Origin of the sequence: Acinetobacter sp. WU_MDCI_Abxd143, from assembly GCF_025514195.1 — a bacterium.
Lineage (GTDB): Bacteria > Pseudomonadota > Gammaproteobacteria > Pseudomonadales > Moraxellaceae > Acinetobacter > Acinetobacter pittii_H.
Genome location: NZ_JAHPTH010000001.1, coordinates 131,427 through 147,463, shown reverse-complemented (window position 1 = coordinate 147,463; position 16,037 = coordinate 131,427). Strand labels below are relative to the sequence as shown.

Sequence of the window (16,037 nt, the reverse complement as noted above, 5' to 3'; positions counted from 1 at the left end):
CATGAACGATGAAAAGAAACTTCCATTGGCTGGGATTCGAGTTTTAGAATTCGTACATATGGTTATGGGGCCTGCTTGTGGTTTACTACTGGCTGATCTTGGCGCTGAAGTTATTAAGATTGAGCCATTACCACAAGGTGATAACACACGCAGACTTATGGGGTCTGGTGCTGGTTACTGGATGACATATAACCGTAATAAAAAAAGTTTGTCAGTTGATATTAAAAGCGAAAAAGGGATGTCGCTTATCAAGGACTTAATCAAAACTGCTGATGTAGTAATTGAAAACTTTAGACCTGGGGCGATGAAAAAACTAGGACTCGATTATGAAGGGGTTAAATCAATTAAGCCCGATATTATCTATGGTTCAATGAAGGGTTTTTTACCCGGTCCTTATGAACATCGAACTGCTTTGGATGAAGTCGTACAAATGATGACTGGGCTTGCGTATATGACGGGTCCTGTGGGACGTCCATTACGTGCTGGAGCATCTGTTAATGATGTGATGGGCGGAATGTTTTGTGCTTATTCAATTGTGGCAGCCTTATACCAACGTCAATTAACTGGTCAAGGTCAACTTGTTGAAACAGGTTTATTCGAAAACTCTGCATTTTTGGTTGCACAGCACATGATGCAAAGAGCAGTGACAGATAAGCCCGTCGCTCCAATGCCAAATCGTGTTTCAGCGTGGGCTGTATACGACGTTTTCAACACTAAAAACAACGAACAAGTGTTTATTGGTGTAGTTACTGACTCGCAGTGGATTGCATTCTGTGATGCTTTTGGCTTAGAAACTCTAAAAAATAATTCAGATTTTGCTCAAAATAATCAACGTGTAAAAGCACGTGAGCAAATCCATCCTATTATTCGTGAGACGCTTAGCCAATTAGACAAAATAAAAGTAATGGAGCTATGTGAACAGGCGGGTTTACCTTTTTCTCCGATTCAACGTCCAGAAGATTTATTTGATGATATTCATTTAAATCAGTCAGGAGGGATGGGGAACGTAGTTCTAGAAAATGGTAAGCAAGTAAAGGTTCCTTTATTGCCATTTACGATGAATGGTCAACGCTTCGGTGTCCGTGAGAATGTGCCAGAAGTAGGTGAAGATACTGTTGAAGTTCTTGCTTCTTTAGGCTATGACCAAGCGAAAATCAAAGAACTAACAGATTCGCAAATTATTAAATCGAACTAATGCTTTGAGCATTAGTTCTTTAATTCGTGTTTTATGCAAGGACTGCATATATGAACTCTTCAAACAACTTTTCAAATGATACTATCAATTTGCAACAAGTGGCATGTGATAGCGCAATCAAAAAGGCAACTTGGCGTTTTATTCCACTGCTAGCCCTTGCATATTTCTTTAATTATTTAGATCGCACAAGTGTGGGATATGCCGCATTACAAATGACTGACACCCTTGGTTTAACCGCAGCTCAATTTGGGTTAGGAGCGGGGATCATGTTTGTAGGTTATTGTTTATGTGAAGTTCCAAGTAACTTGGCAATGTATAAATTCGGTGCACGAGTCTGGATGGCCCGAATCATGATTACATGGGGAATCGCAGCTGCTGCTACAGCATTTGTGGTTGGACCATATAGTTTTTATTTTATTCGCTTCTTATTAGGTATAGCAGAAGCTGGTTTTTTTCCTGGTGTTATTTTCTTTTTAACTATCTGGTTTCCAGCTCAGTATAGAACCCATATTCTGGCTTTATTTACGATTGCTACTCCCATTTCATTCTTAGTCGGTGGACCTTTATCTATATGGCTATTAGGTTTGCATGGTCATATGGGTCTAGACGGTTGGCAATGGATGTTCTTAATTGAAGGACTACCTGCGTGTATTTTAGGTGTTATCACTTATAAAGTACTAAAGAATAGCCCTAAAGATGCACATTGGTTAACCAATGATGAGCGTAACGCTTTAACAAACGTGTTAGCAAATGAAAAGCAAAAAGCAGCAGGTAATCATCATTTTAAAGATGCACTGAAAGATATTAGAGTGTGGATATTAGGCTCTATTACTTTTAGTTTTACGCTAGGCACTTATGGAATTGGTATTTGGCTACCACAGATGTTAAAGGCTCAGGGCGTTGAAATAAACTTAATTGGTTGGATTGCCGCTATTCCGTATTTCTTCTCAACAGTTGGTTTATTAATCTGGGCTAAACATGTCGATCGAACAGGTAAACCTATTCGTAATCTTGTGGTTGCACTAGTGTTAGCTGGGATCGCACTGATTATTGCTTTGAACTTGTCTGGTTTAATTCCCGCATTGATTGGAATTACTTTCGCTTTAGTTGGTACAATTTCAGCGAAAACAATCTTCTATACATTACCAGGTAAATTTTTATCTGGAGAGGCAGCAGCAGGTGGGATTGCTTTAATCAATTCAATTGGCGCTTTTGGAGGTTTTGTTGGACCTTATCTGATGGGGTATTTGAAAACAGCAACCGGTTCCTTCACAAGTGGATTTATGATTATGGGATGTATTCTCTTTTTAGCAGCCTTTATGACAATACTTCTTTATATGACAATGAGAAAAAAAGAAGTTTCTGCCAAAACTGTTTAATAAATTAGTGAAAGGTAGTCTTTGATTCAATTTAAAGACTACCATCTTTATAGTTTTAAAATCTTATAAACTTTTTATCCTTATTCTTATATTTCTTATTCCTTCAATTATGAGTACCAATACAGCCAGCCATATCGCTATGTAAGTAGGCCATTCAGCAGTTTGAATTGAATAGCCAAGCAAGATTGATACAGCTAATAAGAACACTGGCTCGACATATACTAAAAGACCAAAAAGAGTTAAATTCAAATATGGGGTTGAAAGAGATTGAAACCCTAATGCAAGTGCACTAATTAAGCCAAGCCCTAATATTAACCAAATTATTTCGGGATCACTCATTAATTCAGATGAACCAATATTTCCCTTAAAAATAAAGTATAGACTAATTGGTAAACTCAAAAGCATGTCAAACCATAGCCCACCAATATTATTGGTATTTGTCTTTTGTCTTAACCAGAAATAAATCGGATAACCTAAACATATAAGTAAAGTTGGCCAAGTAAGTGTCTTTGCTACCACTACCATATTGATAATGCCCAATATTGCAAAGATACAGGCAATCTTTTGTAATTTTGACATTTCTTCTTTAAATGCAATTCGGCCTACAATAACCATGGTGATGGGCATTATAAAATATCCAAGAGATACATCTATCCCATAACCATTAGTAGGGGCCCACATGAATAACCAAAGTTGTAAACCGATAAGAAATGAAGAAAGTATTCGTGTTAAAAAGAAATAACGATCTTGAAATAGGCGTTTGTATATATAACTTACTTGATACCAATTTCCTTTTAAAATAATGAATAAAGTTAAACAAGGCAAAGTCAGTAATATTCTCCAACCATACATTTCATTGCCCTTCAAAGAATCTAGCAAAGATGTATAGGCAAACATTGAAGCAAATAAAATTGAAGCAATCACATTCAAGATTATACCAAGTAATGTTTTTGAATTATTAAGCATAATTAAAACTGTAAGAAATCCATGAAAATATTTTATTTCATATTGATTGATAATTAGCCTTGTTTTTCCTACCATAAATGAGAAAATTTCTCACACTATTGTTTAGAATGTTATTAGATAAATTTGATTCAGCCTTACTTGAACTTTTACAAAAAGATTGTCTTATTCCTTTGCGTGAACTAGCAGATATTGTTCATTTGTCTACAGCATCTGTACAACGCCGTATCCAAAAACTACGTGAAAACGGCTATATAGTTGGAAATATTGCTGTTTTGGATCCCGATAAATTAAATCAGGTAATTACAATACTTGTAGAAATACGAGTTAATAAAACTCATGTTACAGATTTAAACGCTTTGAAAGAAAGCTTTTCTGGTCCAGAAGTCCAACAATGTTACTACGTTACTGGTGAGGCTGATTTTATGCTGGTATTATTAGTGCCTAGTATGAACCGTTTCCAAAAAATTTGTGATGACTTATTTCACAATAATTCTAATGTTGAGTGGTTTAAAACTACTGTTGTACTTGATCGAGTAAAAGTTACACTAGAAATCCCAGAAATAGGTTGAAATATATAGTCATTTAGCATTAAGACGGATTATCTCTAAAAAGTAATTAAGAATAATATTATTCGCTTTACTCTTTTTAGTAATTAAACAAATTTTAGTGTTGTAAGTAATTTCTGATTTAAATATAGATTTCATTTTCTGTTCTTGTACCCATTTAGAAGCATAATGATCCGGAAGAAATCCAAGGAAGTTTCCTGTCAAAATTAAAAATGCTATGCCTTCTCTGTCTGTAGCAGTTGCCTTACAGTTAAGAAGTTGATGTAAATTAATAGCTTCTGCGGTTATATTATAGTTAGGTGTTACAGCATCCCATTTTTTTAAATCATTTTTTAATAATAAAGTGGTTGAAGAAAATAGAGGATGTTTATTACCACAATAGAGAAAAGACTTCTCTTCATATAGATCAAAGTAATTGAGTCCAGATAGGGAAGCAACAAATGGAATAGCTCCAACATGTAGACGTCCATCTAATACTTTACTCTCAATATCTGAAAGAGTACTCATACTAATATTTATTTTTACATCAGGATGTTCATTACTTAACTGCCTTAATGTATGAGTAACATTACTATTTGGCATTGTAACTAAGTTATTGATAATGCCAATATTAAATTCACCTTTGAGCTTATTATGGATTTGGTTGACCTTTACGCGGAAATCTTCAATAGATACCAAAAGTATCTCGCTATATTCTAATAGTTCCTTTCCTTCTTCTGTCAGAGCAAAGCCAGCTCTACCTCGTTGGCATAATCTGAATCCCACTCGTTGCTCTAAGTCACTTATATGTAAGCTAATTGCAGATCGGCTAATACCCAACATACTTTCAGCAGATGTAAAGCTGCCACATTCACAAACAGTTTTAAAAATCTTTAAAAGCTTTATATCAGTATTGCTAATTTGCTGTAGTTGTTTGAGCTTCATATTGGTGGCTTTTTGAGCAATATAAAACTAAATTTATCAAACATATAGTTGATTGTGAAATAATTTTAAAAGAAAAAATTAATTTGAAAGTCCTTATTAAGAATAAAGTTATAAATGAAATATTTTATTTTCAATTGAACTGATCAAATAGCCATTTACGAACTTTAGCAATAGATTCAGCATTTATAGAATATCGAGGAGTAACTAAATAAAATCCAGTTTCCATTTTTAAGTCTTGCTCAAAAATTTTAATGAGCTTTCCTGTTTCTAAGTCGGAACTGACAAATATGGGATTACTTAATGTAATACCTTGTGCAGCAACTGCGGCATCAATAGCCAATAAGGTTTGATTAAAACGGATATTTTTAAATAGGTTTTTAGTTTTTTTTACTTCTAATTTATCTAAAAAGTGGGGCCAAAGATTATTAGCATCATGTAGTAAAGTATATTTATATAAATCATTTAAATCTAAAGGCTGATTTTTTAAAGGGATTAAGTGAGGGCTTGCTACAGCGATAAAAGAATCTTGTAAGAGTAACTCTGTATGAAGACCAGCACCGAAAGGAGGTTTACCATAACGGATTGCTAAATCGACCCCATCATTTTGAAAATGTGAAATTCTTTCTGTAGCTAAAATCTGTAAATCAATATCAGGATGAGTTTGAGTAAACTGGTTGAGCCGAGGAATTAACCACTTAGATGCAAATGTTGGAGTTACGCTAATAGTAATATGTTTATTTGAATGGCGAAATGACTGAGTTGCTTCAAAAATTAAATTAAAAGCTTGAGTAATGATATGAGAGTAACTTCTACCATTTGGAGTTAAAGTTACGCCTTTAGAATGTCTCTCGAATAATTTTGAACCTAGCTCCTCTTCAAGACTACGAATTTGTTGAGCAATTGCACTTTGAGTAACATTTAACTCTTCTGCTGCGAGTTTAAAATTTAAATGTCTACTTGCTGCCTCAAAAGCTTTTAGTGCATTCAATGAGGGTAAACGATTGGCCTGATTCATACTGTAGTTTTTCTTCATTCAATGGAGAGAAAAGTTAAAGTCAGCTGAAGAGTTCACCATGATATTCTATTCAAAATATTAAGGTGTGCATGGTTTTAGCACTTTTAAAGGATAGCATATATGACTGTAGAAAAAGTAGCGCTAATTATAGCGGGTGGTAGTGGCATGGGAGCGGCTGCTGCACGACAATTAAATAAAGATGGCTATCATGTAGGTATTCTTTCTTCTTCTGGGAAAGGAGAAGATATTGCCAAAGAGCTTAATGGTATTGGTGTGACGGGAACAAACCAATCAACTCAAGACATAGGTAACCTTGTTGACCAAGCTTATCAAAAATGGGGAAGAGTTGATGTATTAGTTAATAGTGCGGGTCATGGTCCTCGAGCTCCTATTTTAGAGATTACAGATGAGCAATGGCATTTAGGTCTAGATACTTATCTCATGAATGTCATTCGAGCAACTCGTTTAGTGACTCCAATTATGGAGAAGCAAAATTCAGGCGTAATTATTAATATTTCTAGTGCATGGACATTTGAACCAAGCGATATGTTTCCGACATCAGCTGTTTTTCGTGCTGGCTTAGCATCCTTTACTAAAATTTTCGCTGATAAATATGCAGTGAATAATATTCGTATGAATAATATTCTACCTGGCTGGATAGATAGTCTTCCTGAAACAGAAGAGCGTCGCAAATCTGTACCATTACAAAGATATGGTACCAGTGAGGAAATTGCTGCAACTATTAGCTTCCTGGCTTCCCAAGGGGCTGCGTACATTACGGGACAAAATATTCGTGTAGATGGAGGCATCACTCACTCTGTCTAAATATGTTTCATCAAATGAGTTGGTTAAGCCTCGTAAAATAATTTACGGGGCTTTTTAAGTGAGTAAAAAAGATGGCAGCATTGACTCTAGGGAAACAGTCTAATTTAGACGTGACAAGGAAAATCATTTCAGTCGTTATTTTTACAGCTTTTGCTTATTTATCGGTAGGGTTGCCATTAGCAGTCTTACCAAAATTTATTGTAAAAGACCTTAATTTTGCACCTTTTTTGGTTGGCTTAATTATCAGTTTACAATATTTAGCAACGCTATTGACTCGCCATAGTGCTGGTCAACTTGTCGATAGAAAGGGCTCCAGATATGTAGTTCTTCTAGGGTTAAGTTGTTGTGGATTAAGTGGAGTATTCGCTTTTTTAGCACTTCTGTTAGTTTCATATCCACTAGTAAGTATTTCCTTGCTCGCAATTTCAAGACTATTCTTAGGTAGTAGTGAAAGCTACTGCAGTACTGGTGCAACACTTTGGGGAATGCAGCTAGCTGGCCCCACAGAAACTTCACGGGTAATTTCTTGGAATGGCGCAGCAACATATCTATCTATGGCAATCGGGGCTCCATTAGGAGTCTTTTGTAATGCGCAGTTTGGTCAATTCGGCTTTGCCATTTTGACTATAATTTTAGCTATTGTTGGATTTTTTCTTGCATATAGAAAGACAGCAATACGGACTGGGAATGTTCGACCTGTAAGTCTACCAATTTTATCAGTACTTTCTAAAGTATGGATTTTCGGTTTAGGGCAAGCTGTTGGTACTCTTGGTTTCGGTGTACTTTCAACCTTTGTTGCTTTATTTTTCTTGGAAAAGGGTTGGAGTAATGCAGCACTGGCTTTGAGCTTATTCAGTATTGGATTTGTAGGTGTAAGATTTATCTTCTCTAATACTATTCAAGTTTTCGGTGGTAAGAATGTGGCTCTATGCGCATTCTTTGTCGAAGCTATCGGCCTCTTAACAATTTGGCAATCAGGAGACCGCATAATTGCTTATGTGGGAGCATTTCTTGTCGGCACCGGTTTTTCTATGGTCTTTCCCGCAATGGGTGTTGAAGCAATGAAAAAGTTTAATGACCAAAATAAAGGTGTAGCTTTAGGTGTATTTACAGCCTTTTTTGATATTGCATTATTATTAATTGGTCCAATTGCAGGTCTATTAATCCCGATTACTTCCGTGCAAAATCTTTATGGAGTAATGGGTTGTATAACTTTATTATCAATAATTCTTCTATATTTTTTATTTCTTAAAGACACTAAACAACAGATAATTTAAATTTTAGAATAAGAGTATTGGGGGGGAAGACCCAATACTCAAATAACTTTATTTTAGCGAACGTAATCTGCTCCTGTAATATCGATCGTTGCTCCAGTCGTATGACGGGAAAGACCAGTAGCTAAAAAGGCTACCATTTCAGCAACATCACTCGCAGGAGTAACTTCACCTAAAGGCAGATTTTCTAATACAGAAGGCTCAATTGCACCCTCTGCTAAATCTGTTGCAACCCATCCTGGTGCAATTGCATAAGCAAGAATATTGTCACGACCATATCCTCTGGCAATACCTTTTGTCAAAGCAAGCAAGCCGCCTTTAGCTGCTCCATAAGCTAAATGCTCTGCATCATCACCACGATGCGCTGAACGACTGGTAATATTGATAATAATGCCGCCATGTCTTTGCTTGAAGTGTAATAAAGCTAAACGGCATAACTCAGCAGGAGCTGCAAGATTAATAGCAATGTTGCTTTCCCATCCCTCACGCCAAGCTTGGCTAGAATTGATATCAGATGGTAACCAAGCTCCTGCATTATTAACTAATACATCTATATTCCCGAAGCAACTAATGGCTTTACTCCAAACATTCTCTGCACCATTTATACTACTTAAGTCACCCAATACTAAACGAACATTTTCACCTAACTGATTTAATAGTTCATCTAAATGAGATGTCGAAGAGCGTGCGTGAATAATTACTTTAGCTCCTCGCTTATGAAGAAGCTTTGCTGTAGCCAAGCCTATACCACGTGAACTACCTGTAACCAAGATAACTTTATCTTGTAGATCTAGAGCAGTATTTGTCATTAGTATTTCCTTACGCTACAGCTTGAGCACCAGTAATTTCTACACATGCGCCACAAGTAAATGCTGCTTCATTTGATGCTAAAAAAGCGATTAATGCTGCAACTTCTTCTGGTTTGCCAATACGCCCAAATGGAACCATTGCATCTAAGTCTGCAATTGTTTTCCCTTTTTCTGCAATACCTTTTTCAAGCATCGGTGTATGTATTTCACCAGGACAAACTGCATTTACTCGAACTTTATGAGGAGCATAATCACGAGCTAAGCTCTTAGTAAAAGCGACTACGGCTGCTTTACTTACATTGTAAGCGATATGACCTGGAGCAGGTGTTAAACCCCATTGAGATGCTGTATTTACAATTGCTCCACCACCAGCAACAATCATTTTGGGTAATACTGCTTGGCATAAGTGAAAGAGGGCATTCACATTCACTTCTAAACTTAACAACCAATCAGCTTCACTTGTATGCAGTAAATCACCACGACGCATTGCACCAGCATTATTAACTAATATATCTATATGCCCATAATTAGCTTCTACATCTGCTATCGCCTGACGACATGCATTTCCATTCGTCAAATCAAATACTAAAGTTTCCGCTTTACCACCTTGTTTAATAATATTACTTACAGTTTTTTCTGCTGTCTCATATACGGCATCTGCCACGATAACTGTAGCACCTTCTTCTGCTAAACGACGAGCAGTTGCTGAGCCAATACCACCACCAGCACCCGTTACTAAAGCTGTTTTACCAATGAATCTAGCCATTTTATTTCCTTTTAAATGGTTGTTATTAGTACTTTATATATTGCATGCAATTTTGTATACAATTTATATTTAATGATTAAATTTGTCAATTCTTAATTGGGAGAAAATTAACGTATATAGCTACCACCATTGATATCAATAGTGGAGCCATTTAAAGAAAGTTGTGAAGGTATAAGAACGAAAGAAACTAATTCAGCTAATTCTTCAGGCTTTACCATTTCAGCAATAGGTATTTCAGCCAAGGCGGATTGCTGTGCATTGCTAGAAATTGAGTTTTCATCGAGTTCAGACTGAACCCATCCTGGAGCAATCGCAACAGCAGTAATACCGTCGTTTCCGAAAGAACGTGCGATAGATTTTGTTAGATTAATCAGTGCTGCTTTACTGCAACCATAAGGTAAAGCTTCTGCTACATAACCTCGTTGTCCTGCACGGCTTGTAATATTAATAATTCTACCTTTACCAGCTAATTTAAAATGGGCAATCGCTTCTTTACAAAGATCTGCGGCAGCAAAGAAGTTTATTTGAAACTCTTTTCTCCATATTGCCTGCCAAGATTCAGAAGGTGAATCTATACTTAGTTCAGTTCGAATACTGGCATTATTAACTATCGCATGTATTTGACCTGCTTCTATGAGCGCTTTTTCCCATAATTTAAACGGCCCGTCTAGAGCAGATAAATCGGCTTGAATAATCCAGCCTTTATTATCAATTTCCCTAAGCAATGATTCGGCTAATTTTTTATCCTTTTCAAATTGGATAATAATGTTAGCCCCTTCACTGGATAATTTCTTTACAATTGATTTACCCATACCATTTTCAGAACCAGTTACCAGTATATTCTGGCCTTCTAAAGAGAGTTTCATTTAAGATTTCCTTAAGTTAATGTAAGCAGTGAAAATTAAAGGTTAAGCAAAATTCTTTTAAGGTGTAACTTGTTGTTTAAATTGAAGTATAAAATTTTATTTAGTTAAATCTGGATAGTATTTCTTTTTTATATTTATTAGGTGTTAATCCTGTCCACTGTTTAAACATAGTTATAAAACCTGAGGTTGTGGAGTAACCTAAGTTTTTAGCAATATTATCGATTGAAGAATTCTCATCTAATAAGGAAATTGTATTTAGGATCTTTAATCGTTGTTTCCATTCTATGAGACTCATTCCTAACTCATGATTACATTGTCGACTTAAGGTTCTTTCATTTACTTCAAATAGTTTTGCTAAAGCCGATATATTAATGTTTTGAGAAGAGTGGTCTTTTATATATTGAAGTATAGCCGCGAGCTTTGGATGATTTGTGAGAGGAAGAAAACTATTTGAATATTCTGAATCTGTAATTTGATCTAACAATACTTGATATAGGTGCTTATCTTTTTCAGATCTTATCGATGAAATGGTTTTCTCTTTACAGTGCCTCAAAATTGAATCTGTTATGGAATTGCAAATAACTGTACTTACAACAAGTGGTAATGTATTAGCGAATTCGTTGGGGATCCTGATGACACAATATTCTTGAGAATTGATAGTAATTCTTTCATTTAAATATTTTGTTGGTATCCAAGTACCATATGAGGGAGGTGCTTGAATTAATGATGAACCTATACTGACATTTGATTTTTTGGAATAACAATAGATGAAAATTCCAAAACCATTTTTTGGTTCTGAACAATCAAAAGCATTGTAGTTTATAAATATATTTTCTATATCATTATGACTTAAATTAGGTTCACTTAGATAAGTGTTCATAGACATATAACTATATAAGTAAAATATTGAGTATTTTAGAAAAGATAAATAGCGTTAAAATCAGAATGGGCTGATTCTAACGCTATATTTATAAACAACTACAATGTTGGCATTGAGAATTGAGCACCTTCTCTAACACTTGAAGATGGCCAACGTTGAGTAATTGTCTTACGGCGAGTATAGAAGCGAATACCATCTGGACCGTAAACATGAAGATCACCAAATAGGGAGCGTTTCCACCCACCAAAACTGTGATAAGCAACCGGCACAGGAAGAGGAATATTTACGCCAACCATACCTACAAGTACGTTATCGTAGAAATAACGTGCAGCTTCACCATCGCGAGTATAGATACATGTACCATTGCCATATTCGTGTTTATTAATGAGTTCTAAAGCCTCTTCCATAGTTTCAACACGAATAACTTGCAATACTGGACCAAAAATTTCAGCTTTATAGCTATCCATTTCAGGCGTAACGTTGTCGATTAAAGTTGCACCAACGTAGAAACCATCTTCGTGACCTGCAACTTTTGCTTCACGGCCATCAACGACAACTTTTGCACCTTGTTGTTCTGCACTTGTAATATGGCTAACAACTTTATCTTTATGGGCTTTAGTAATAACTGGGCCAAAGTCGTTACTATTTTCTGAATAAGCGCCGTATTTTAAAGAGCCGATAGCTTTAGAAAGATTTTCAATTAATTGATCACCAATTTCTTTACCTACAGTTACAGCAACAGATAGGGCCATACAGCGCTCACCTGATGACCCGAATGCAGCACCAAGTAATGAGTTAACAACATTATCAAGATCAGCATCAGGCATTACAATCGCATGGTTTTTTGCACCACCTAAAGCTTGGCATCGTTTTCCATTTGCAGCAGCAGTCTTATAGATATACTCAGCAATAGGGGTTGAACCTACAAAACTTACCGCTTGTACACGACTATCACTTAATAAAACATCTACAGCTTCTTTATCACCATTAACGATGTTAAAAACACCTTCAGGTAAACCAGCTTGATAGAGTAATTCCCCAAGAAACATGGTCGAACTTGGATCACGTTCTGAAGGTTTTAAAACAAATGTATTACCGCAAACTAGAGCCATTGGAATCATCCATAATGGCACCATTGTTGGGAAGTTAAATGGTGTAATGCCAGCTACCACACCTAAAGGATGAAAATCGCTCCAAGAGTCAATATTTGGACCTACATTTTTAGTGAATTCACCTTTTAGTAGTTCAGGGGCACCACATGCATATTCAACAACTTCAATACCACGTTGTAATTCACCTTTTGCATCATGCAAAATTTTTCCATGCTCTTCACCAATAAGATGAGCAATTTTTTCAGCATTTTGTTCAAGTAGCTCTTTAAACTTAAACATAATACGTGCACGACGTAAGGGCGGTGTATTTTTCCATGCTGGAAAAGCGGCCTGAGCAGCAGCGATTGCTTCCTCTACAGTTTCTTTTGAAGCTAACGCAACTTGTTTAGAAACTTTGCCTGTAGATGGGTTAAAAACATCCTGTGTTCTTTGAGTGTCGTGAATTTTTTTACCATTGATCAAATGACCAACAATGTTCAACTCGCTCATTTATTATCTCCTAAAATTAATGGCAACCAATTTCTGTTAAAACTTCATCATAGATTTTTAAAGCTTCTAGAACTTCTTCTTTAGTAACGATACATGGAGGTACAACATGAATGCGGTTATCTGCAAGGAAGGTTAAAAGACCTTTTTGTGCACAAAGATTCTTAATTTCAGTCATAGTCTGAGCTGAAACGCGCTCTTTTGTTTTTTGATTGCTAACTAATTCAATTGCCCAGAAAACACCAGCACCACGTACTTCACCGATAATATTGTGCTTCTCAGCAAGCTTTTTAAGGCCAGGTCCTAAAACTTCATTACTGATGTATTCCACATTTTCTAGAACTTTTTCTTCTTTCATAGCATCGATAGTTGCCACAATAGAAGCCATTGCCAAAGGGTGACCTGAGTAAGTCAAACCTCCAGGGAAGAAAGTAGTGTCAAAGTACTGGGTAATTTTTTCAGAAATAATCACTCCACCTACTGGCACATATCCAGAATTTACGCCTTTAGCAAAGGTAATTAAATCTGGAATAACGCCATAATGTTCAAGTGCAAACCATTTGCCTGTACGACCAAAACCAGCCATGACTTCATCAAAAATCATGATGATGCCAAATTCATTACAGAGTTCACGAACACCTTGCATATAATTTTTAGGTGGCACTAAGATTCCAGCGGTGCCTGGAAGGCTTTCAAGTAAAATTGCAGCAATACTTGATGGTCCTTCACTTTCGATAATTCTTCTCAAATGTTGTAAAGCACGCTCGCATTCTTCCACTTCATTTGATGCATGGAATTCTGATCTATAAAGATAGGGACTAAAAAAGTGAACGTGACCACGTGCATACTCGTTTGGAATACGGCGAGCATCACCGGTTGCTACAATTGCTGAACCTGTATTGCCATGATATGAGCGGTATGAAGATAAAACTTTTGTTTTACCTGTATATAGTCGAGCCATACGAATAGCATTTTCGTTGGCATCTGCTCCACCATTTGTAAAGAAAACTTTATTAAAGCCTTCAGGCGCTAATTCTACAATTCTTTTTGCAGCTTCATTTCTTGCTAAGTTTGCAGTTGAAGGGGCAATTGTCATTAATTCTTGAGCTTGTTTAACAATTGCTTCAACTACTTTTGGATGTTGATGGCCAATATTTGTATTCACCAATTGGCTGCTAAAATCCAGATATTCATTACCATCAAAATCCCACAGTTTCGATCCTTTACCAGATTTAATAACTAAAGGATTTAAATTGCCTTGGATTGACCAAGAATGGAATACGTATTTGCGATCCATTGCGTAAACATCATCGTTATCGATGGTTGATACATGACTGATTGAGGACATATCCATAATCGTTCCTATGAAAATGGTTAGCGAAGTAATCGCTTTAACTCAGCAAATCCAATATTTCTATTATTCATCTGATGAGCATGACGAGCTAAATAACTAAAAATTCAATACATTAAAATGTAGAATTTGAAATGTATGCAATATTGTATGCAATGAGATTAAGAGATAAAAATTATCATGTCAATCAGTTCAAAAAAGTTTTTTTATTTAAATTTCTAACATTCGGACAAGATTTAGTTTGGAAAAGAGAAATATTCAATTAAAACAAAAATCTATTTAGAGGCTTAAATATCTTAATTATTTCTAATAATTCTATTTAAAAGATATCTCGCAATTTAAATCTTAATTAAAAATAAGATGAGTTAAATATGAAAAATCATTTTCTTAAAAAATATATCTTTGAAAAATCTATTCTTTTTATAAGTAAATTAATTTTCTCATGAATGATTGACATCTAAAAAAATTGCAGATATTGTTTGTGTATGCAATATTGTACACAATGTAATAATCTGGAATTGAATACTAAATCTTCAATTTTAAGTTATTGAAATAACGTTAGTTATTTTCTTAATTTTGTACGAGATAGGGAAATTCAGATTTAAAAATTTTTATGGAGAAATTTAAAATGTTGCAAGGTATTCTTCCTGCTCTAGTAACACCTTTTGATGAAAATAACCAAGTCGACTATAAAACGTTGGTTGATATTATTGAATATCAATTAAAAGCAGGTGTTAAAGGTTTCGTACCATTAGGTTCTACTGGTGAGTATTACGCACTAACTAATGAAGAGCGTCGTCAAATTCTTAAGGTAGTAAAAGACACAGTTGGCGATCGAGGTATTTTAATTGCTGGTGCAAATGGTTCGTGTACACGTGAAGTTTTAGAACAGGTTCAGCAAACAGTTGATCTTGGATATACAAACCTTTTAATTGCACCTCCTTATTATGCTTTGCCATCTCAAGAAGAGTTGATTGCTCACTACAATGCAATCTTAGATGCTTTTCCACAAATTAATATTGTTCTATATAACTATCCTGTTCGTACAAATGTAGAAGTTGGGTACGAAGTACTTGAAGCTTTTAAAGACCATCCACGTGTTATTGGTATTAAAGAAAGTAGTGGTAATTTATTACGTGCTATTGAAATTGGTGGAAAGTATAAAGATAACTACCAGCTTTCATGTGGTTCAGATGATCAGGCATTGGATTTCTTCTTGTGGGGCGCAACAAGTTGGATCTGTGGTCCGGCTAACTGTTTCCCAAACAAAGTCGTTGAAATTATCGATAAATATAATGCTGGTGATATTAAAGGCGCTCAGGATGTTATGCGTCAATTATTCCCAGTTATGGCAATTATGGAATCAGGTAAATTCGTTCAAAAAGTTAAATATGGTTGTGAATTGGCTGGATTTAAAGTTGGTAATGCACGTATGCCATTATTACCTTTAACTGAAGAAGAAAAAGCTGAATTTAAACGCGCATTTGATGCAATCGATAAGTAAGTAAATTTGAAACCTATGAGTCAAAAGGCTCATAGGTTGAATAAAGTTTTTTTAAAAGAGTAGGATAGGTTTTTATTATATCTCATCAATATAAAACCTCAATTAATCAATGGAATGTA

General features: G+C 35.5%; 15 protein-coding genes. 6 read left to right on the top strand and 9 right to left on the bottom strand.

The window, feature by feature from the left end:
* The first annotated feature begins 1 nt into the window (after position 1).
* On the top strand, positions 2-1,195 hold the full coding sequence (locus KTI79_RS00665; protein ID WP_086376197.1) for a CaiB/BaiF CoA transferase family protein: 1,194 nt from the start codon (positions 2-4) through the stop codon (positions 1,193-1,195).
* A 50-nt stretch (positions 1,196-1,245) separates the two neighbouring features.
* Entirely contained in the window at positions 1,246-2,574 is a 1,329-nt protein-coding gene (locus KTI79_RS00660) for an MFS transporter (RefSeq protein ID WP_086376198.1), read from the top strand.
* Positions 2,575-2,637: 63 nt separating this feature from the next.
* On the opposite strand, the gene rarD is transcribed toward KTI79_RS00660, so the two are convergent.
* Entirely contained in the window at positions 2,638-3,540 is a 903-nt protein-coding gene (gene rarD, locus KTI79_RS00655; RefSeq protein WP_086376303.1) for an EamA family transporter RarD, read from the bottom strand.
* A 107-nt stretch (positions 3,541-3,647) separates the two neighbouring features.
* Between rarD and KTI79_RS00650 the strand changes: the two genes are divergently transcribed.
* Complete coding sequence (locus tag KTI79_RS00650) at positions 3,648-4,109, top strand: Lrp/AsnC family transcriptional regulator (RefSeq protein ID WP_005110689.1); 462 nt, start codon at positions 3,648-3,650, stop codon at positions 4,107-4,109.
* Between the two features lie 9 nt (positions 4,110-4,118).
* On the opposite strand, the gene KTI79_RS00645 is transcribed toward KTI79_RS00650, so the two are convergent.
* Positions 4,119-5,030: a LysR family transcriptional regulator gene (locus KTI79_RS00645; protein WP_086376199.1), complete on the bottom strand. Its 912-nt coding sequence runs from the start codon at positions 5,028-5,030 to the stop codon at positions 4,119-4,121.
* 130 nt (positions 5,031-5,160) lie between these two features.
* On the bottom strand, positions 5,161-6,045 hold the full coding sequence (gcvA, locus tag KTI79_RS00640; RefSeq protein WP_086376200.1) for a transcriptional regulator GcvA: 885 nt from the start codon (positions 6,043-6,045) through the stop codon (positions 5,161-5,163).
* Positions 6,046-6,165: 120 nt separating this feature from the next.
* Here gcvA and KTI79_RS00635 point away from each other — a divergent pair, with 120 nt between their 5' ends.
* On the top strand, positions 6,166-6,870 hold the full coding sequence (locus tag KTI79_RS00635; RefSeq protein WP_086376201.1) for an SDR family oxidoreductase: 705 nt from the start codon (positions 6,166-6,168) through the stop codon (positions 6,868-6,870).
* Positions 6,871-6,941: 71 nt separating this feature from the next.
* Positions 6,942-8,147 (top strand): MFS transporter, encoded by a 1,206-nt coding sequence (locus tag KTI79_RS00630; protein ID WP_086376202.1) that lies wholly within the window; start codon positions 6,942-6,944, stop codon positions 8,145-8,147.
* A gap of 53 nt (positions 8,148-8,200) precedes the next feature.
* Here the strand turns inward: KTI79_RS00630 and KTI79_RS00625 are convergent, their stop codons facing one another.
* From KTI79_RS00625 to KTI79_RS00600, 6 genes are all read right to left on the bottom strand, one after another.
* Entirely contained in the window at positions 8,201-8,953 is a 753-nt protein-coding gene (locus KTI79_RS00625) for an SDR family NAD(P)-dependent oxidoreductase (RefSeq protein WP_086376203.1), read from the bottom strand.
* A 10-nt stretch (positions 8,954-8,963) separates the two neighbouring features.
* Positions 8,964-9,719, bottom strand: a complete 756-nt coding sequence (locus KTI79_RS00620) for an SDR family NAD(P)-dependent oxidoreductase (protein WP_086376204.1) — start codon at positions 9,717-9,719, stop codon at positions 8,964-8,966.
* Between the two features lie 107 nt (positions 9,720-9,826).
* Positions 9,827-10,585: an SDR family NAD(P)-dependent oxidoreductase gene (locus KTI79_RS00615; RefSeq protein WP_086376205.1), complete on the bottom strand. Its 759-nt coding sequence runs from the start codon at positions 10,583-10,585 to the stop codon at positions 9,827-9,829.
* Between the two features lie 100 nt (positions 10,586-10,685).
* Positions 10,686-11,465, bottom strand: coding sequence for a helix-turn-helix domain-containing protein (locus KTI79_RS00610; protein ID WP_086376206.1), 780 nt, complete (start codon positions 11,463-11,465; stop codon positions 10,686-10,688).
* Between the two features lie 98 nt (positions 11,466-11,563).
* Complete coding sequence (locus tag KTI79_RS00605) at positions 11,564-13,066, bottom strand: CoA-acylating methylmalonate-semialdehyde dehydrogenase (protein ID WP_199937087.1); 1,503 nt, start codon at positions 13,064-13,066, stop codon at positions 11,564-11,566.
* Positions 13,067-13,082: 16 nt separating this feature from the next.
* Positions 13,083-14,417, bottom strand: coding sequence for an aspartate aminotransferase family protein (locus KTI79_RS00600; RefSeq protein ID WP_086376207.1), 1,335 nt, complete (start codon positions 14,415-14,417; stop codon positions 13,083-13,085).
* Between the two features lie 625 nt (positions 14,418-15,042).
* Here KTI79_RS00600 and dapA point away from each other — a divergent pair.
* Positions 15,043-15,918, top strand: coding sequence for a 4-hydroxy-tetrahydrodipicolinate synthase (gene dapA / locus KTI79_RS00595; protein ID WP_005110707.1), 876 nt, complete (start codon positions 15,043-15,045; stop codon positions 15,916-15,918).
* Positions 15,919-16,037: the final 119 nt, after the last annotated feature.